The sequence below is a fragment of the Ideonella alba genome (assembly GCF_018069875.1).
GTDB classification, from domain to species: Bacteria; Pseudomonadota; Gammaproteobacteria; order Burkholderiales; family Burkholderiaceae_C; genus Ideonella; species Ideonella alba.
Genome location: NZ_JAGQDF010000005.1, coordinates 390209 through 407047 on the forward strand (window position 1 = coordinate 390209; position 16839 = coordinate 407047).

The following is a 16839-nucleotide window of genomic DNA, read 5'->3' on the forward strand; positions in this document are numbered from 1 at the left end:
CCGTGCGCTGTGGTGCGGTCAGGGCAGGATCACGCGGTCGATCACGTGGATCACGCCGTTGCTGGTCAGCACGTCGGTGGCGACGATGCCAGCCTGGCGTCCGCGTGCGTCGGTGATCTTCAGGCTGCTGTCCACCGTGAAGGTGCCGCCTTGCAGCGTGGTGATCGCACTGCCCACCGGCACCTGGGCCTTCAGCACCAGCGAGGGCACGACGTGGTAGGTCAGCACCTGCGTCAGCAGCGTGGTGTTGGCCAGCAGCGCGGCCTTGGTGACACCCAGCTCGGTCAGCAGTGCGGCGAAGGCGGCGTCGGTGGGCGCGAAGACGGTGAACGGCCCATCGGCCTGCAGCGCCGAGACCAGGCCGGCGGCCTGCAGCGCCTCGACCAGGATCGTGAATTCCGGCGGGCTGGCGGTGCCGGCGGCCACGGCGGTGGCCACGATGTCGCGGTTGGCCGGCAGCAGCACCTTGTCGACCACATGGACCACGCCATTGCTGGCGTGCCGGTCGGCCTCCAGCACCGTGCTGCGGCGGTTGCGGCCGTCGGTGAAGACCAGGGTCGAGCCCGAGGCCTCGGCCTTGAAGAAGCCGCCGCCCACGGGCTCGATCGGGCTGCCCAGCGGCACGTCCGCGGCAGTGACCCGACCGCCAATGACGTGGTAGGTCAGCACCGCCGTCAGCAGTGGCTTGTTGGCCAGCAGCGTGGCCTTGTCGACGCCCAGCTCGGCCAGCAGGCTGGCGAACGCCGCGTTGGTGGGCGCCAGCAGCGTCGACGGACCGGCGGCGGTCAGGGCGGACTGCAGCCCGGCGGCCTCGACGGCCTCGACCAGGATGCTCAGGTTCGGATCGATCTGGGTCACGCTCAGCAGGCTCGGATCGTCACCGCCGCCGCCGCAGGCGGTCAGGCCGGCCAGCAGGGCCACGGAGCTCGCCAGGGCGGCGCGTCGGGTCAGTCGGTTCATTGGAGTCTCCTGGGTTGAGACCAGTCGGTTCATTTGGTGACTGGACGGTATAAGCATGACTGATTGGTAATCGCCATGCTGACCAAGTAGTCTTTTTCGTGACTGATGAGTCACAAAATCAACCCGGCAATCGCGCTGATGACCGTCGACCCCTAGAATCGGGCGATGGTGAAGCTGTCCTTCAAGACCCAGGTGCTGCAGGTGCGCGAGCAGGCCATCCTCGACGCGGTGGTGCACCTGCTGGCCGAAAAGGGCTACGAGCTGATGACGCTGGACGAGGTGGCTGCCGAGGTCGGCATCGCCAAGGCCAGCCTGTACAAGCACTTCGATTCCAAGGAGGCGCTGGCCGCCGCCGCGATGGTGCAACTGCTCGACGCCTGCCACGCCGAGCTGCAGCGCCTGCAGGCCCAGCCGGGCGCGCGCGCGATCGACCGCCTGCAGGGGGTGGTCCGCTGGGCCCTCCACACCCAGCTGGCCGGCAAGATGCCCACGCTGCCGGCGCAGAACTCCGCGCTGCGCAGCGCCCTGGTGGCCGACCGCCGCTACATGACCCGCCTGGACGAGGTCAGCGAGCACCTGGGCGCCTGGATCGTCGAGGCCCAACGGACCGGCGACCTCGACCCCGGCCTGCCGGTCGAGCTGGTGCTGTTCACCCTGTTTGCCCGCGCCTGCGACCCGGTGCTGGGGGTGATGCGCGCCACCGGCCGCTACGCCGACGAGACCCTGGTCGAGTGGCTGCTGCGCACCTGTTTCCATGGCCTGGCGGCCACCGTCGCCGAGCCTTCGCCCGTGCAGCCATGAGCTGCCGATCTTCGTTCCCGTTGTACCCACCCCGTGCGATGAGCCTGACCCACCGATCCCTGGTTCCCACCGCCGTGAGCCTGTCCGCCCTGCTGCTGCTGGGCGGCTGTGCCAGCCTGCCGAGCCTGGGCGGCGGCCCGGCTACGACCGACGCCGCCAAGCCGACGGCCGGCAAGCCTGAGCCAGCCCGCAGCGGCACCGCGAGCGCCGCGCCCGCCGCGCCGGGGGCGGCAGGTGCGGCACCGGCGGCGGGTGGCCCGCCGGCCTTCGCCACCGTCACCAAGGATGCCAAGCGCATCGACGGCCTGCTGCCGCTGTGGCAGAAGGACGAGAAGGTCTGGCTGGAGCTGCGCCCCGAGGACCTGGGCAAGCCCTTCTTCCTGTCGCCCAAGCTGGCCCAGGGTCTGGGCGAGAACGGCCTGTTCGGCGGCCTGATGGTGGGCCGCTGGCAGCCCTGGGGCCGTGCCCAGGTGGTGGAGTTCCGCCGCATCGCCAACCAGGTGCAGATGGTGGCGCGCAACGACCAGTACACCGCCGCCGCGGGCTCGCCGGAGGCGGCCGCCGTGAAGTCGGCCTTCTCGGACAGCCTGCTGGGCAGCACCGCCGTGGCCAGCCAGGCCCACCCGGACAGCAAGGCCATCCTGATCGATGCCAACGCGCTGTTCGTCACCGACCTGCTGGGCATGGGCATGACGCTGCAGCGCCAGTACCGGCAGACCTACAGCTTCGACAAGGCCAACTCGGCCGTGGTGGACCTGCGCGGCAACCCGGATGAGACCGTGCTGCGCGTGCAGGCGCATTACGTCGCGCCCACCCTGGCGCAGCCCCAGCCGGGCGCGCCGCCCACCACGCCGCAGCCCACGCTGCCCACCACCTTGCCCGATGCGCGCAGCCTGTTCCTGACGCTGCACTACTCGCTGGTGCGCCTGCCGGCCGAGCCGATGCCCGCGCGCCGTGCAGACCCCCGCGTGGGCTACTTCACCACCTCGGTCGACGACTTCGGCAATGACCTGCGCCAGCAGCCGCGCCAGCGCTTCATCAACCGCTGGCGCCTGGAGAAGAAGGACCCGGCGGCGGCCCTGTCCGAGCCGGTCAAGCCCATCACCTTCTGGCTGGACCGCAACATTCCCTTGAAGTACCGTGACGCGATCACCCGCGGCGTGCTGGGCTGGAACGCGGCCTTCGAGCGCATCGGCTTCAAGGACGCGCTGGTCGTCAAGCAGCAGGGGCCCGAGGACAGCTTCGACACGCTGGACGTGGGCGCGGCATCGATCCGCTGGATGACCAACGCCAAGCCGCAGTTCGGCGCCATCGGGCCCAGCCAGGTGGATCCGCGCACCGGCGAGATCCTGGATGCCGATATCGGCTTCGAGAGCCTGTCCAGCCGCGCCATCCGCCACACCCGGGCGCAGGTGCTGGCACCGCGCTCGGTGACCCAGTGGGAAGCGATCCTGCAGGCGCCGCACCTGCATGCGCCGGGCGCCGAGGCCTGCCAGCACGCCGACGAGGCCGCCGAGCAGCTCTCCTATGCGCTGGACGTGCTGGAGGCCCGCGGCGAACTCGACCCCGACAGCCCCGAGGCCGAAGCCTATGTGCAGGCCTACCTGGAGGACACCACGCTGCACGAGGTGGGCCACACCCTGGGCCTGCGCCACAACTTCCGATCCTCGCGCATCTACACCGATGCGCAGCTCGACGACCCCGAGTTCACCCGCCGCAACGGTCTGGCCGGCTCGGTGATGGAGTACGCGCCGATCAACCTGCCGGCCCCGGGCCAGCGCGGTGGCATGCCCTTCCAGACCGTGCTGGGCCCCTACGACTACTGGGCCATCGAGTATGGCTACAAGCCGATCGAGCCGACGCAGGAAGCGTCCGAGCTGATGCGCATCGCTGGCCGCAGCGCCGAGCCCGAGCTGGCCTACGGCACCGACGAGGACAACTCGCTGGGCATCGACCCCGATTCGCTGCAGATGGACCTGGGCACCGACCCGGTGCTGTTCGCCCGCAAGCGCCTGGCGATCGCCCGCGACCTGATCCATCGCCAGGAAAACCGGCCGCTCAAGCCCACCGAGGACTACACCGTGCTGCGCCGCTCGATCAGCTACGCGCTGCGCGATGCCGGCCGCTCGGTGGGCACCTTGCTGCGCCAGATCGGCGGCCTGCGCACGCTGCGCGATTTCCCCGGCAGCGGCCGCGACCCGCTGCAGCCCGTGCCGCCGGCCGTGCAGCGCGAGGCGCTGCAGCTGGTGGCCAGCCAGGTGCTGGCGGCCGACGGGCTGTCGATCTCGCCGGCGCTGGCGCGCAAGCTCTCGACCGATTACCTCGCCCGTTTTGACAGCGGCGAGCCGGTGGCCACCGACTTCTCGGTCGAGGGCATGGTGCTCGACCTGCAGCGCGCCGTGCTGGCACAGCTGATGAGCGACAGCGTGGCCGCACGCGTGCTGGACAACGAGGCCAAGGTGGACCGTCCGGGCCAGGCGCTGGCGTTGTCGGAGCTGATCGACACCATCGGCAAGGCGGTCTGGGCCGATGCCCTGGCCGGCGGCGAGATCCCGGCGGCGCGGCGTGAACTGCAGCGCGAGCATGCCTCGCGCCTGGCCGAGCGGCTGTTGCGGCCCACGCCCGGCAGTCGGGCAGACGCGCGCGCGCTGTGGCGGGCCCAGGCGCAGCGGCTGGTGCGTCAGCTGGACAAGGCGCAGGCTGCGGGCCAGGGGTCGGCGATGAAGGCGGCGCACCTGGCCGACCTGAGCCGCACGCTGAAGCTGGCGCTGGAGGCGCCGCTGCAGCGCAGCGGCATCTGAGGCAGGCAGCGGGAGGCCGGGCCTCCCGCGCTCAGGTGTTCGAGGTGGCGCGCACTTCCTCGATGGTGGTGATGCCCTGCAGCACCTTCTCGATGCCGTCCTGGCGCAGGGTGCGCATGCCTTCGGCGATGGCCTGGGCCTGGATCAGCTCGGCGCGTGAGCCGGTCTGGATCAGGTGGCGCACGCCGCGGCTGACGCTCAGCAGCTCGTGCAGGCCGGCGCGACCGCGGAAGCCGCTGCCCTCGCAGTGATCGCAGCCCGGGCTGCGCCAGGCCAGCAGCTTGCCGTCGCGGCCGAAGCGGGTGGTCCAGTCGGCGATCAGCGCGTCGGGGTTGGGGCGGTTCTCGGCCTCGCCCCAGGCATGCAGGTAGTCGTCGACCAGCTCCTGCAGCGGCTCGGCGCCGATGGGCGTGGACTGCCGGCACTTCGGGCAGATGCGGCGCACCAGGCGCTGGGCCAGCACGGCCAGCAGCGAGTCGGCGAAGTTGAACGGGTCCATGCCCATGTCCAGCAGGCGGGTCACCGTCTCGGCGGCGCTGTTGGTGTGCAGCGTGGACATCACCAGGTGGCCGGTCAGCGAGGATTCCACCGCGATCTGCGCGGTCTCGGCGTCGCGGATCTCGCCCACCATGATCACGTCCGGGTCGGCGCGCAGGAAGGCGCGCAGGGCGCGGGCGAAGGTCCAGTCGATCTTCGGGTTCACCTGCACCTGGCGCAGGCCGGCCTGGGTGATTTCCACCGGGTCCTCGGCCGTCCAGATCTTGCGGTCCGGGGTGTTGATCTCGGCCATCGCCGAGTGCAGCGTGGTGGTCTTGCCCGAGCCGGTCGGGCCCACGCACAGCACCATGCCGTAGGGGCGCTCGATCGCGCGCACCAGCGCGCTGCGGTTGGCCGGTGACAGCCCCAGGTTGGCCAGCGGGATCGGCTTGGCCGAGGCCAGGATCCGCAGCACCGCGTCCTCGAGGTTGTTGTTGGTGGGGATCGTCGCCACCCGCAGCTCGATCGGGCAGCTGGGCACGAAGCGGGCGAAGTTGATCTTGCCGTCCTGCGGCCGGCGACGCTCGGAGATGTCGAGGTCGCACATGATCTTGATGCGCGCCAGCAGCGCCTGGCGGTAGGTGTGCGGCAGCTCCAGGTAGGGCCTGAGCACGCCGTCGCGGCGGAAGCGGATGCGCACCTTCTCGCGGCCGGGCTGGGCCTCGATGTGGATGTCCGAGACGTTCTGCTGGTGCGCCTCGTAGATCATGGTGTTGATCAGGCGGACCAGCGAGTTGTCGGACTGCTCGACCGGCTTGTCCTCGACCAGGTCGCGCTCCTGGGGCGCGTCTTCCAGCGCGGCCAGCAGCTTGCCGGTGCCGCCTTCGTCCAGCGCTGCCATGCCGGAGCCTTCCAGCGTGGCGGTGGCGGTGGCCTCGGTGATGCCGTGGCGCGCATAGATGGACTGCACCAGCAGCGCCATGTCCTCCTGGATCGGCAGGACGGGCATCACCTTGGACTGGGTGATGAACTCGATCTCGTCGATGGCCTGGCGCTTGGACGGGTCGTCGATCGCCAGCACCAGGCGGCCGTTCATCTCGGACAGCGGCACCGCCAGCAGGCGCCTCGCGGCGCCCAGCGGCAGGCGCGAGATCACGGCCGGATCGATCGGATAGGCCTCGACGTCCACCACCGGATAGCCCATCTTGCGGGCCAGCGCGGTGCGCAACTCATGGCGCTTGATGTCGCCGCGGTTGACCAGCAGTTCGCCCAGCGGCAGGCCCTTGTTGCTGCGCTGCTGGTCCAGGGCGGCCTCGAGCTGCGGCTGGCTGATGTAGCCCAGCGCCACCAGCGCTTCGCCGATGCGCACCATCGGCATGCGCGACTGGGTGTCCAGCGCCGTGGCGAGCTGTTCCGGGGTGACGATCTTCTGCTGCAGCAGCACGTCGCCAACGCGCTGCTGGCGCAACTGGGCCTGCTCAGCCAGGGCGGCGTGGATCTGGTCCGGGGTGGCCGAGGAGTCGGCCAGCAGCTGCTGGCCCAGGCTGGGCCCCATGTCCCAGGACAGGTAAGCGTCGCGCGGCACGAACAGCCGGGTCACCTCGTCGCTGGCGGGTTCCACGGGCGGGAACAGGTACAGACCCTGGGCCGTCTCGACATGGCCAATGGTCTTGCCGCTCAGGGCCGGCGCATCGCGCAGCACCACGCGGTAGTCGACCTGGGGATGGAAGTCGATCAGCGCCTCGGGATGGGCCTGGCCGGGCGGCGGGTCGGGGCGCAGGATGCGCGGCAGGGCCACGCGGCGGAACTGCGTCAGGCGCAGCGGCATGGCGTTGCGCGAGGGCGGCACCCGCACCATCACGTGGCCCATGGCGGGCTCGAAGGCGATCAGCTCGGCCTGCATGGTGCGGCCGTTCAGGCCCTCGATCAGGCACTCCTCGCCCTTGAGCAGCGGCTGGCTCAGCGCGTAGGCGGGGTAGGGCGGGGCGGGCCAGGCGAGCGACGACGTCCCCGGGTGATCGGAGGCGATCAGGTCCAGACCCTCCAGGGGAGGGAGATCGGGTGGCGTGCTGTCAGGCATGGTGTCGCAAAATGGACGACGGAGCGGTATCGATCCTAGTGGTGACCCGGATGCGGCAAAGCGCCGAACAGGGGCCTCCCGGACGCCCAATCCCGGCGGCTGCGTCAGTGCGGCCCCGACCATGACGCCCCCCGTTGCGGAGGACCGATGAGCCCACCGTGGCTGCTGCTGACCGGCTTCGAGCCCTTCGCGGGCGATACCCTGAACCCGTCCTGGGAACTGGCCCGACGGCTGGACGGTGAGCGCTTCGGCGCGTGGACGGTGCGGGCCCGCTGCCTGCCCTGCCGCTTCGACACGGCGCCAGCGGTCCTGGGCCAGGCGCTGGCGGATGAACCGGCCGCGGTGGTCTGCCTGGGTCTGGCGGGCTCGCGCGCCGCGCTGTCGGTCGAGCGCGTGGCGGTGAACCTGGTCGACGCCCGCATTCCCGACAACGACGGCGTCCGGCCGACGGACCAGCCGGTCGTGGCCGGCGCGCCGTCGGCCTACTTCAGCCGCCTGCCGGTCAAGGCCATGGTGCACGCCGCCCGGCAGACCGGCGTGCCGGCCGAGTTGTCGCTGAGCGCCGGCAGCTTCGTCTGCAACCAGATCTTCTACACGCTGCTGCACGCCCTGCAGCACCGCCCCAGCATCCCGGCGGGATTTGTCCATGTGCCGCGCCTGCCGGACATGCCCGGGGGCGACGGACCCGGTCGCCCGCTGCCCCTGGACGACCAGTGGCGAGGGTTGCGGGCGATGCTGGCGGCCGTGGCGGCCGGCGGGCCGGATCGCCGTGACTTTGGTGGCGCCCTCGACTGAGGTCTCAGTAGAAGGGGGGATGTCCAGCCACGCCGGGCCTGCATAGACTCCGCGCCACGCTGTATCCCCCAACCGAGACAAGCAGTACAAGGAGTCTCCCGATGCCGTTGTCCTTCCGCCCCCTCTTTGCGTCGGCGCTTGCGCTGGCCGCCGCCCTGGCCAGCGGTCAGGTGCTCGCCGCCAAGCCGGTGGCCTACGCGGCCGAGAACGGCTTCGGCCAGTCCGACGCCCTGCTGATCGAGCTCAAGAACAGCGGCACCCGTGCCGTGGTGGTGACCCCGCTGGGCCGTGGCCAGGGCGCGGTGTCGACGGTGGCCGGTTTCCAGGTGGTGACCCTGGACACGCCCTACACCGAAGAGCAGGACGGCCCGATCGCCGACTGCGACGGCCTGCCCACCCGGGTGCGCCACGACACGACCCAGGTCGGCACGCGTCTGCGCAGCGGCACGGCCAACAAGGGCCTGTCCGAGCTGTCCTACGCCGGCACCGACACCACGCTGGACGGCTGTGACGCCGGCAAGGTGGTGAGCTGGGGCGGCTTCGTGGCCGGCCAGGGCACCAACACCATTCACCGCAACCTGGCCCAGATCCCCGGTCTGGCCGATCTGGTCCCCGGCTCCACGCTGGCCGGCCTGAGCGCCGACCCGGGCACCGTGGTGAACAACCAGCTGGGCGCTGACCTGGCCACCTTCGGCAGCGGCAGCCTGAGCTTTGCCCGCTCCGGCGCCACCGTGCCTTACACCGTCAATGCCGACGGCTGGATCGTGATGAGCCTGCCCACCGGCGCCCAGCGCGGCTACCTGCGCCTGGCGCTGGCCGACAACCGGGGCATGGAGCAGTGGCTCTCGGCCGACATGCTGGGTGGCGTGCCGCAAAACCTGTGGTCGCCGCAGATGATGAAGCCGGTGGCCGGCACCGCCTGGGGCGCGGGTGCAGCCAACGCGCGGATCTGGGAATCGGCGATCTTCGCCAAGTCCACCTTCCCGTTCTTCTTCTACCTGTACAAGGACGGCACGGGCGAGCGCGTCAGCAAGGACCTGGTGGCCGGCACCGAAAGCCGGGCGCCGCTGAGCGCCTGGACCGTGGATGGCAGCGGTGCGCTGGTCACCGAGCGCACCACCGGTGGCAGCCTGCTGCGCCGCCGCACCTGGCAGCCGCTGGCCCTGAACGGCAAGGCGATGGGGGTGCTGGAATCGGAGACCGGCTACTTCCCTGATGGCAGCACGGTGGTCATCATCCCGCCGCGGGTCAATGCCTACATCGACCAGGGCAAGGCGGTGAAGCCGGCCGTGAAGCAGGCGGCGCGCCAGGCGACTCAGTCGCTGCGCTCGCCTTCGTCGAGCCGTTCGCTGTCGCGGTAAGCACGCCAGGGGCCCATGGCGCCCCTGATCAGGTCCTGCTGCTTCGAGAACCGGGTGCAGGCGTCGCACATCGCCAGATGGGCGCGCAGCCGCAGGCGCTGCACCCAGTTCAGCGCCAGGTCCTGGCGCAGCAGCATCAGGCCGGCGGCCTGTCGGCAGGTCAGCCAGGGTTTCATCGGGCGCCCTTCACGGCCATGTCCTGGCCGAACCATTGCTGTTGCAGGCACTCGCGCAGGCGCAGCCGCGCCCGGTGCAGCAGCACCCACAGGTTGGACGGGGTGATGGCCAGCGTCTGGCAGACCTCGTCGCTGTCGAGCTCCAGCCATTCACGCATCAGGAACACGCGGCCCTGCACCGACGGCAGCTTCTCCACGCAGGCGTCCAGCACCGTCAGGAACTGGCGCTGACCCAGCGCCGAGTCGGGCATGCTGGGCCAGTCGGCCGGGGCATCCAGCCAGTGGCCGGACTTGTCGAACAGCAGCTCGTCCAGATCGGTCTCGTCGTCTTCGCCGGGCAGGGCGGCCTCGCGGTGCTGGCGGCGCAGCTGGTCGACCAGCTTGTGCTTGAGGATGCCCACCAGCCAGGTGCGCAGCTGCGACTGGCCCGCGAAGGACTGCGGTTTCTCCAGGGCTGCCAGCAGCGTGTCCTGCACCGCGTCCTCGGCCCAGGCCTCGTGGCGCAGCTGGCTGCGGGCATAGCGCATCAGCTGCGGTCGCAGCGCCTCGACGCGGTTGGCGAAGTCGTCCATGGTCATCAGTCCCGGGGTCTGAATCCGACCACAATGGTCGGCGGCACGCGGCCGTCGGTGTCGCGCGGCAGCACGCCGGTGCGGTCGACGGCGCGCAGCACGGCGTCATCCCAGACCTTGGAGCCACTGCTCTGGCTGATGCGTCGCCCGACGATGCTGCCGTCAGGTCCCACACGCAGTTCCACCTCGGCGCGCGGATTGCCCGCCACCTCTTCGGTGAGCACGATGTTGGGCTTGATCCGCGCGACGATGCGCCCGGCGTAGTTGGCCGAGGGCCCGGCGTCGCGCGCCGCGGCGCCGGTGCTGCCAGGCGCGCCCGTGCCCGTGGGGCCGCCGCCCAGCTGCTCGGCCATGCGCCGCATCTGCTCCTGGCGCAGCTTCTCGCGCTGGGCCTCGGCGGCCTTCTCCTTGCGCTGGGCTTCGAGCTTCTCGGCCTTGTCGCGCTCGGCTTTCTCCTGCTGGGCCTTGTCCTGCTGGGCTTTCTGCTCGCGCTCCTTGCGGCGCTGGTCCTCGGCGTCCTGGCGGGCCTTCTCCTCGCGCAAGCGGCGGGCCTTCTCGATCGCGATGTCGGCCTCGCGTTCGGCCGCCGGGGGCGGCGCCGGGGGCGTCACCACCGGGCGCGGTGGCGGCGTGGGCTCGGGGGTCTCGGCCGGCTCAGGCCGGGCGGGGGCGGCGATCTGCGGCACCGCGGCCCACAGCTCGGCGCTGACGGCAGCGGGCTCCTCGGTGCGCCACTGCACACCCAGGGCCAGCGCCGCCAGCAGCCCCGCATGGGCCAGGGCCGACATCGCCAGGCCGGCGCGCGGGCTGTCGGCGCTGGGCGGGCGCAGCGACTCGCGCGGCACCATCAGCGGAGGGGGCAGACCCAGGGAGGCCATCTCAGTGGCGCCCGGCCGTCCGAAGCCACTGAGCGCCCCCTCGGGGGGCAGCGAACGACAGTGAGCGTGGGGGTGTCATGGGCCAGTGGCGCCCGGCCGTCCGAAGCCACTGAGCGCCCCCTTGGGGGGCAGCGAACGACAGTGAGCGTGGGGGCGTCATAGGCCAGTGGCGCCCGGCCGTCCGAAGCCACTGAGCGCCCCCTTGGGGGGCAGCGAACGACAGTGAGCGTGGGGGCACCATGTCAGGCTCCCGAGCGCACCGACAGGCCCACCCGCTGCACGCCGGCGCGCTGCAGCGTGTCCATCACGCGCACCACACTTTCGTACTTGACCTGGCGGTCGGCCGAGATCACCACCGGCACGTCGTCGCGGCCCTGCTGGGCCTCGCGCACGCGGGCGGCCAGCTGGGGCAGGGCGATCGTGGCGGGCTCGCCGCTGTCGACCTTGATCTTCAGCTTCTCGTCGCCGGCCACGACCACCTCGATCACCGAGCTGGGGCGCTGCCTGGCCTTGCCCACGCTGGGCAGGTCGACCACGCCAGTGGTGATCATCGGGGCGGTGACCATGAAGATGATCAGCAGCACCAGCATCACGTCGATGAACGGGACCATGTTGATCTCGTTCATCGAGCGGCGTCGGCGGCCACCGCCGCGGGACATCACGCCAGGCATGGCCGGCTCAGCGCGTCGCGCCCGCCGGCGGGGCGGACACGTTGCGCTGCAGGATGTTGGAGAACTCCTCGGTGAAGCTCTCGAGCTGGATGGCGATGCGGTCGATGTCGCGCGCGAAGCGGTTGTAGCCGATCACCGCCGGGATCGCCGCGAACAGGCCGATCGCGGTGGCCACCAGCGCCTCGGCGATCCCCGGCGCCACCGTGGCCAGCGTCACCTGCTGCAGGTTCGACAGGCCGACGAAGGCATGCATGATCCCCCACACCGTGCCGAACAGGCCCACGTAGGGGCTGACCGAACCCACCGAGGCCAGGAAGCCCAGGTTGCCTTCAATCGCATCGAGCTCGCGCTGCAGGCTGGCCTTCATCGCACGGCGGGCGCCATCGAGCTGGGCGGCGGTGTCCAGGCGGCGCTCGCGCAGCTTCATGAACTCGCGCATGCCGCTGGCGAACAGCCGCTCCATCGGCGAGGTGTCCGGCCGCGTGCCGGCCGCCTGGTACAGGTCGGTGAGGTTCTTGCCGGACCAGAACTCCTGCTCGAACTGGTCGTTGCCGCGGCGCACGCGCCCCAGGCCCACCAGCTTGGCGAAGATCACGGTCCAGCTGGCCAGCGAGATCAGCAGCAGGCCGGCCACCACCAACTGGACGACCCAGCTGGCGTGGAGCACGAGGGAAACGATGGACAGGTCCTGGTTCATTCGGTGAGGTCGGCCTGCGGCTGCAGGCGGGCAATGATGTCGGAGGGAATGCGGCGCGGCCGGTGCTGGGCGCGGTCGATGCAGGCCACGGTGATCTGGCCTTCACACAGCAGTTGCTCGCCCAGGCGGCAGCGCTGCAGGAAGCTCAGCCGGGCGCGGCCGATCAGCTGCGGCTCGACGCTGACCTGCAGCGCGTCATCCAGGCGGGCCGAGCCCAGGTAGCGCAGCCGAGCGTCGGTGACCACGAAGAGGGCGCCCTCGCGCTCGGCCAAAGCCTGCTGCTCCACGCCTTGCGCACGCAGCCACTCGGTGCGGGCGCGCTCCATGAACTTCAGGTAGTTGGCGTAGAACACGATGCCGCCGGCGTCGGTGTCCTCCCAGTAGACGCGCACCGGCCACTCGAACACGGTCGTTGACGCGGCGGCGGCCAAGCTCATGCGGCGGCTCAGCGCAGGCTGCGCTGGTACACCGGGCCCCACAGCGGGTGACCGGCCTCGGACTTGCCAAGCTGGAACTGGGGATCAGCGGCCCGCGCGGCGCGGAAGGCGGCTTCGCACTCGGTCTCGCGCTGGCTGGTGCAGAAGATGAAAGCGAGCGTCTTGTACGCCGACGCGCGGTCGCGCGGGCTGGCCAGTTGCAGGCGCAGCGCCTCCTGCAGCGCGGCCTCGGCCTCCGGGTACTGGGCGTCGTCGTACAGGCGCAGGCCGGCGATCAACTGGCGCTCGGCCGGGCGGTCGAGCACCTCGGCGACGCCGGTGGGCGGTGTGCTGCAGGCGGCCAGCCAGAGGCTGACCAGGCAGGCCAGGGCGGTGCGCAGCAGGGCAAGAGGACTCATCAGAAACGGAACTTCAGGGTGGAGGGCTGGGCCGGGTCGACCTCGATGTGGCGCACCTGCGGGGGGGCATCACCGTTGCGCACGGTGATCGTGTGGGGACCTGCCGGCAACTCCAGGTGACGCAGCGGGGGCGCCACCCCGACCGGACGGCCATCCACCTCGACCTCACCCCAGGGGGTGACCGCCAACTGCACGCGTCCGAGGGCGGGTGGGGCCGGTGGCGGCGCTGACGCCGTCACCTCGACCGGGCGCACCTTGGTGCGGGGGGGCTTGCGGCTGGCGGTGTCGGCGGGCTTGGCGGCCACCAGCTCGGACTCTGGCGTCGGCGCCGATGCGGCTGCGGCCGATGCCGGTGGCGGGGCGGGCGGTACCACGGTGCCGGGTGGCGGGCTGGCCAGCGCCGCCTCGGTGGTCAGTCGGCCCGGGCCGATCGCGGTGGCCGGGCGTTGTGAGGTCCACCAGGCCTGCAGGCCGGCCGCCACCCCCGCGGCACCCAGCGACAGGCCGGCCAGCACCAGCAGGCGTCGGCGTTGCTGGTCCTGGGTTTCACCCAGCGCGGCGGCTTCGGGCGATTCCAGCCAATGGCGCAGGTCCATCGCCATGTGCCGCGCCGAGGGATAGCGGTCCTCCGGGCGGCGCGCCATGGCGCGTGCGGCGATCGCCGACAGCGCTGCCGGCACCTTGGCATTGAGCCGGCGGGCCAGCGGCAGCGGGGCCTCGCGCACGGCGCGGTGGATTTCCTCGATGGTCGCGCCGGTGTAGGGCCGCTGGCCGGTGAGCAGCTCGAACATCACCACGCCCAGCGAATAGACGTCGCAGCGGCGGTCTACCGCGCCGCCGGCCAGTTGCTCGGGCGCGAGGTAATACGGCGAGCCGGCCAGCGGACCTTCGACCGTCGGCACATCGCGGTGGGCGACGCGGGCAATGCCGAAATCGAGCACCTTGGGCAGCTTGCGGCCCACCATGAAGATGTTGGCGGGCTTGATGTCGCAGTGGATCACGCCCTTGCCGTGCGCATAGGCCAGCGCGTCGGCCACGCGCCGCACCAGGTGGGCGATCTCCAGCAGGCTGGGTTGCCACTGTTCACGCAGCAGGTGGCGCAGGTCGCGTCCGCGCAGCGGCTCCATCGCGATGTAGACGCCCTGCTCGGAGGGCCCGGCATCGAACACCGTGACGATGTGCGGGTGCGACAGCCGCGCGGCGGCACGCGCCTCATTGAGGATCAGGTCGTCCAGCGAGCTGCCGTAGTCGCCCGCCGCCGAGGCCGGCAGGTGCAGGGTCTTGACCGCCACCGCGCGCGACAGCAGCGGATCCCAGGCGGCGTAGACAGTGCCCAGCCCGCCCTCGCCCAGCACCGAGCGCAGCGTGTAGCGGCCGACATGGCCGATCGAGGCCTGGGTGGCCGGACCCTCGGCCGCTGCCTGGGCCGCTGCGGCACTGGCCGAACGCAGCGCGGCGGGCAGGTCCTCGACCACGGTGGACTCGAAGCCGGAGTCCACCGCATCAGCCGGCATCGGCCGTTTGCGCAGGAAAGGCAGGGTCCAGCGCATCGCTCGGGCAGGCTCAGCCCCCGCGGGCGGCCGCCACCTCGGCGGGACGCAGCTGGGCGGCAGCCTTGTCAAGCACGCCGTTGACGTACTTGTGGCCGTCGGTGCCGCCAAAGGCCTTGGCCAGGTTGACGGCTTCGTTGATGGCGACGCGGTAGGGCACGTCCACGCAGTGCGCCAGTTCATAGGCGCCGATCAGCAGGGCCGCATGTTCGACCGGCGAGAGCTGCTCGGTCGGCCGGTCGACGTAGCGGCGCAGCGTTTCATCGAGCTGCGGCGCGGTCTCGATGCAGCCCGAGAGCAAGGCATCCAGGTGCACGGTGTCGCAGGTCTCGAACTCGGCCTCGGCCTGGCGGCGGATCTGCGCCTGCACCTCGTCGACGCTGAGGTCTTCGGGCGCCGACAGCTCGGCGCCGCCCTGGGTGGACAGGCGCTCGACGATGGACTGCAGGGCGAACTCGCGCACCTCGGGCAGCAGCGTGGAGGGATCCTGACCGTTGAGCAGCCAGCGGTACAGGCCTTGCAGCGCGTAGGCACGGGCCTGGCGACGCGCGGCGATGTGCTGCTGGTGTCCGGGATCGCGAGGCGCGCGGCTGCCGGGTTTCTTGCCGCTCATGGCAGCGCGTCCAGCAGGTTGGCCATCTCGACGGCCACGCGCGCGGCATCGCGGCCCTTGTCCTCGGCGCGGGCCCAGGCCTGGGCCTCGTTCTCGACGGTGAGGATGGCGTTGGCGATCGGGATCTGGTGGTCCAGCGACACCCGGGTGACACCGGCGCCGCTCTCGTTGGCCACCAGCTCGAAGTGGTAGGTCTCGCCGCGGATGATGCAGCCCAGCGCGATCAGCGCGTCGAAGTCCTCGCTGTCGGCCAGGGCCTTCAGGGCCACCGGCACCTCCAGCGCACCGGGGACGGTGACCATCTCGATGTGCCGCTCGGCCACGCCCAGCGCGGCCAGCTCGGCCAGGCAGGCTTCGGCGAGCTTGCGGGTGATGTCGTCATTGAATCGGGCACGGACGATGGCGATCGACAGCTCGTGGCCGTCGAGCGATCCGCTTTGGCCCTGGTTGGCGCCTTGCATGGGGTCCTCGTGTTCAGTCGGCAGCGACGAAGCCGCTCACCTCGAGCCCGAAACCGGTCATGCTGGGCATGCGGCGCGGGCTGCCAAGCAGCTTCATGCGGGTGATGCCCAGCTCGCGCAGGATCTGCGCGCCCACCCCATAGGTGCGCAGGTCCACGCTGGGACGCGGGGAGGTGTCGGCGTCCTGGGGCAGCAGTTGCGCCAGCAGGCCATCGGCGGATTCGCGGCCGCAGTTCAGCAGCACCGCCACGCCCTGGCCCGCCTGTTGCAGCCGTGCCAGGGCCTGCGGCAGGCCCCAGGAATGGCGGTTGCTGCTGGCATGGTCCAGCAGGTCGACCACGGTGAAGGGCTCGTGCACGCGCACCAGCACCTCGTCCGTGGGTGACCAGCGGCCCACCGACAGCGCGAGGTGCACGCCGCCGGAGTGGTCGCGGAAGACATGGGCGTCAAACTCGCCCTGGGCCGTGACCAGGCGGCGCTGGCCGGCGCGCGTGACCAGGGTCTCGTGGCGGCTGCGGTGGGTGATCAGGTCGGCGATGGTGCCGATCTTCAGGCCATGGGTCTTGGCAAAGATTTCCAGGTCGGGCAGCCGGGCCATGCTGCCGTCGTCGTTCATGATCTCGCAGATCACGGCGGCAGGGCTCAGGCCGGCCATTGCGGCCAGGTCGCAGCCGGCCTCGGTGTGGCCGGCGCGCATCAGCACGCCGCCGTCCTGGGCCTGCAGCGGGAAGATGTGGCCTGGCTGCACCAGGTCGGAGGCGCGCGCATCGCGGGCCACCGCGGCCTGCACGGTGCGGGCGCGGTCGGCGGCGCTGATGCCGGTGGTGACACCTTCGGCGGCCTCGATCGACACCGTGAAGGCGGTGCCGTGCGAGGTGCCGTTGCGCGCCGTCATTGGCGGCAGGCGCAGGCGTTCGCAGCGCTCGCGGGTGAGCGTCAGGCAGATCAGTCCACGCCCGAAGCGGGCCATGAAGTTGATCGCCTCGGGCGTGACATGGTCGGCGGCCATGACCAGGTCGCCTTCGTTTTCGCGGTCCTCCTCGTCGACGAGGACCACCATGCGGCCGGCCGCCAGTTCGGCGACCAGCTCGGGGACAGGGGAAATCGGCAT

General features: G+C 71.2%; 17 protein-coding genes. 4 read left to right on the forward strand and 13 right to left on the reverse strand.

Features of this window, described 5'->3' with window-relative positions; genetic code table 11:
* Window positions 1–18 precede the first annotated feature (18 nt).
* Window positions 19–960: a fasciclin domain-containing protein gene (locus KAK07_RS11390; protein ID WP_210860777.1), complete on the reverse strand. Its 942-nt coding sequence runs from the start codon at window positions 958–960 to the stop codon at window positions 19–21.
* 165 nt (window positions 961–1125) lie between these two features.
* Between KAK07_RS11390 and KAK07_RS11395 the strand changes: the two genes are divergently transcribed.
* Together KAK07_RS11395 and KAK07_RS11400 are read left to right on the forward strand one after the other, a co-directional pair.
* Window positions 1126–1761 (forward strand): TetR/AcrR family transcriptional regulator, encoded by a 636-nt coding sequence (locus KAK07_RS11395; protein ID WP_210857007.1) that lies wholly within the window; start codon window positions 1126–1128, stop codon window positions 1759–1761.
* Between the two features lie 38 nt (window positions 1762–1799).
* On the forward strand, window positions 1800–4562 hold the full coding sequence (locus KAK07_RS11400; RefSeq protein WP_210860779.1) for a zinc-dependent metalloprotease: 2763 nt from the start codon (window positions 1800–1802) through the stop codon (window positions 4560–4562).
* A gap of 31 nt (window positions 4563–4593) precedes the next feature.
* Here the strand turns inward: KAK07_RS11400 and KAK07_RS11405 are convergent, their stop codons facing one another.
* A complete protein-coding gene (locus tag KAK07_RS11405) occupies window positions 4594–7119 on the reverse strand; it encodes a GspE/PulE family protein (RefSeq protein WP_247664321.1) in 2526 nt (841 codons plus the stop codon).
* Window positions 7120–7266: 147 nt separating this feature from the next.
* On the opposite strand from KAK07_RS11405, the gene pcp reads away from it, so the two are divergent.
* On the forward strand, window positions 7267–7914 hold the full coding sequence (gene pcp, locus KAK07_RS11410; protein WP_210860781.1) for a pyroglutamyl-peptidase I: 648 nt from the start codon (window positions 7267–7269) through the stop codon (window positions 7912–7914).
* Window positions 7915–8015: 101 nt separating this feature from the next.
* Entirely contained in the window at window positions 8016–9275 is a 1260-nt protein-coding gene (locus KAK07_RS11415; protein ID WP_210860783.1) for a hypothetical protein, read from the forward strand.
* Here KAK07_RS11415 and KAK07_RS11420 read toward each other — a convergent pair.
* The 11 genes from KAK07_RS11420 to ribBA all read right to left on the reverse strand — a co-directional run bounded on the left by KAK07_RS11420 (window position 9230) and on the right by ribBA (window position 16839).
* Window positions 9230–9451 (reverse strand): zf-HC2 domain-containing protein, encoded by a 222-nt coding sequence (locus tag KAK07_RS11420; protein ID WP_210857011.1) that lies wholly within the window; start codon window positions 9449–9451, stop codon window positions 9230–9232. The two genes, KAK07_RS11415 and KAK07_RS11420, sit on opposite strands and share 46 nt — an antisense overlap.
* Entirely contained in the window at window positions 9448–10023 is a 576-nt protein-coding gene (locus KAK07_RS11425) for a sigma-70 family RNA polymerase sigma factor (protein WP_210857012.1), read from the reverse strand. The genes KAK07_RS11420 and KAK07_RS11425 overlap by 4 nt, the downstream gene beginning before the upstream one ends.
* A 5-nt stretch (window positions 10024–10028) precedes the next feature.
* Window positions 10029–10901: a cell envelope integrity protein TolA gene (gene tolA, locus KAK07_RS11430; RefSeq protein WP_247664322.1), complete on the reverse strand. Its 873-nt coding sequence runs from the start codon at window positions 10899–10901 to the stop codon at window positions 10029–10031.
* A gap of 242 nt (window positions 10902–11143) precedes the next feature.
* Window positions 11144–11572 (reverse strand): protein TolR, encoded by a 429-nt coding sequence (gene tolR / locus KAK07_RS11435; protein ID WP_210860785.1) that lies wholly within the window; start codon window positions 11570–11572, stop codon window positions 11144–11146.
* Between the two features lie 7 nt (window positions 11573–11579).
* Window positions 11580–12269, reverse strand: coding sequence for a protein TolQ (gene tolQ, locus KAK07_RS11440; protein WP_210857014.1), 690 nt, complete (start codon window positions 12267–12269; stop codon window positions 11580–11582).
* Window positions 12266–12706 carry a tol-pal system-associated acyl-CoA thioesterase gene (gene ybgC / locus KAK07_RS11445; protein ID WP_210860787.1) on the reverse strand — a complete coding sequence of 147 codons (441 nt, stop codon included), beginning with the start codon at window positions 12704–12706 and terminating at the stop codon, window positions 12266–12268. Before ybgC ends, tolQ begins: the two co-directional genes overlap by 4 nt.
* A gap of 8 nt (window positions 12707–12714) precedes the next feature.
* Window positions 12715–13104, reverse strand: a complete 390-nt coding sequence (locus KAK07_RS11450; protein ID WP_210857016.1) for a TssQ family T6SS-associated lipoprotein — start codon at window positions 13102–13104, stop codon at window positions 12715–12717.
* Window positions 13104–14654, reverse strand: coding sequence for a serine/threonine-protein kinase (locus KAK07_RS11455; protein WP_210860789.1), 1551 nt, complete (start codon window positions 14652–14654; stop codon window positions 13104–13106). The genes KAK07_RS11450 and KAK07_RS11455 overlap by 1 nt, the downstream gene beginning before the upstream one ends.
* A 13-nt stretch (window positions 14655–14667) precedes the next feature.
* Window positions 14668–15267, reverse strand: coding sequence for a transcription antitermination factor NusB (nusB, locus tag KAK07_RS11460; protein ID WP_210857018.1), 600 nt, complete (start codon window positions 15265–15267; stop codon window positions 14668–14670).
* A complete protein-coding gene (gene ribH / locus KAK07_RS11465) occupies window positions 15264–15728 on the reverse strand; it encodes a 6,7-dimethyl-8-ribityllumazine synthase (protein ID WP_210860791.1) in 465 nt (154 codons plus the stop codon). The genes nusB and ribH overlap by 4 nt, the downstream gene beginning before the upstream one ends.
* A gap of 13 nt (window positions 15729–15741) precedes the next feature.
* A complete protein-coding gene (gene ribBA, locus KAK07_RS11470) occupies window positions 15742–16839 on the reverse strand; it encodes a bifunctional 3,4-dihydroxy-2-butanone-4-phosphate synthase/GTP cyclohydrolase II (protein WP_210860792.1) in 1098 nt (365 codons plus the stop codon).

What these genes read in the sequence shown, in the direction of transcription:
- KAK07_RS11390 (WP_210860777.1), bottom strand. Translation starts at nt 960, where the DNA reads ATGAACCGACTGACCCGACGCGCCGCCCTGGCGAGCTCCGTGGCCCTG.
- KAK07_RS11395 (WP_210857007.1), top strand. Translation starts at nt 1,126, where the DNA reads ATGGTGAAGCTGTCCTTCAAGACCCAGGTGCTGCAGGTGCGCGAGCAG.
- KAK07_RS11400 (WP_210860779.1), top strand. Translation starts at nt 1,800, where the DNA reads ATGAGCCTGACCCACCGATCCCTGGTTCCCACCGCCGTGAGCCTGTCC.
- KAK07_RS11405 (WP_247664321.1), bottom strand. Translation starts at nt 7,119, where the DNA reads ATGCCTGACAGCACGCCACCCGATCTCCCTCCCCTGGAGGGTCTGGAC.
- pcp (WP_210860781.1), top strand. Translation starts at nt 7,267, where the DNA reads ATGAGCCCACCGTGGCTGCTGCTGACCGGCTTCGAGCCCTTCGCGGGC.
- KAK07_RS11415 (WP_210860783.1), top strand. Translation starts at nt 8,016, where the DNA reads ATGCCGTTGTCCTTCCGCCCCCTCTTTGCGTCGGCGCTTGCGCTGGCC.
- KAK07_RS11420 (WP_210857011.1), bottom strand. Translation starts at nt 9,451, where the DNA reads ATGAAACCCTGGCTGACCTGCCGACAGGCCGCCGGCCTGATGCTGCTG.
- KAK07_RS11425 (WP_210857012.1), bottom strand. Translation starts at nt 10,023, where the DNA reads ATGGACGACTTCGCCAACCGCGTCGAGGCGCTGCGACCGCAGCTGATG.
- tolA (WP_247664322.1), bottom strand. Translation starts at nt 10,901, where the DNA reads ATGGCCTCCCTGGGTCTGCCCCCTCCGCTGATGGTGCCGCGCGAGTCG.
- tolR (WP_210860785.1), bottom strand. Translation starts at nt 11,572, where the DNA reads ATGCCTGGCGTGATGTCCCGCGGCGGTGGCCGCCGACGCCGCTCGATG.
- tolQ (WP_210857014.1), bottom strand. Translation starts at nt 12,269, where the DNA reads ATGAACCAGGACCTGTCCATCGTTTCCCTCGTGCTCCACGCCAGCTGG.
- ybgC (WP_210860787.1), bottom strand. Translation starts at nt 12,706, where the DNA reads ATGAGCTTGGCCGCCGCCGCGTCAACGACCGTGTTCGAGTGGCCGGTG.
- KAK07_RS11450 (WP_210857016.1), bottom strand. Translation starts at nt 13,104, where the DNA reads ATGAGTCCTCTTGCCCTGCTGCGCACCGCCCTGGCCTGCCTGGTCAGC.
- KAK07_RS11455 (WP_210860789.1), bottom strand. Translation starts at nt 14,654, where the DNA reads ATGCGCTGGACCCTGCCTTTCCTGCGCAAACGGCCGATGCCGGCTGAT.
- nusB (WP_210857018.1), bottom strand. Translation starts at nt 15,267, where the DNA reads ATGAGCGGCAAGAAACCCGGCAGCCGCGCGCCTCGCGATCCCGGACAC.
- ribH (WP_210860791.1), bottom strand. Translation starts at nt 15,728, where the DNA reads ATGCAAGGCGCCAACCAGGGCCAAAGCGGATCGCTCGACGGCCACGAG.
- ribBA (WP_210860792.1), bottom strand. Translation starts at nt 16,839, where the DNA reads ATGCCGATTTCCCCTGTCCCCGAGCTGGTCGCCGAACTGGCGGCCGGC.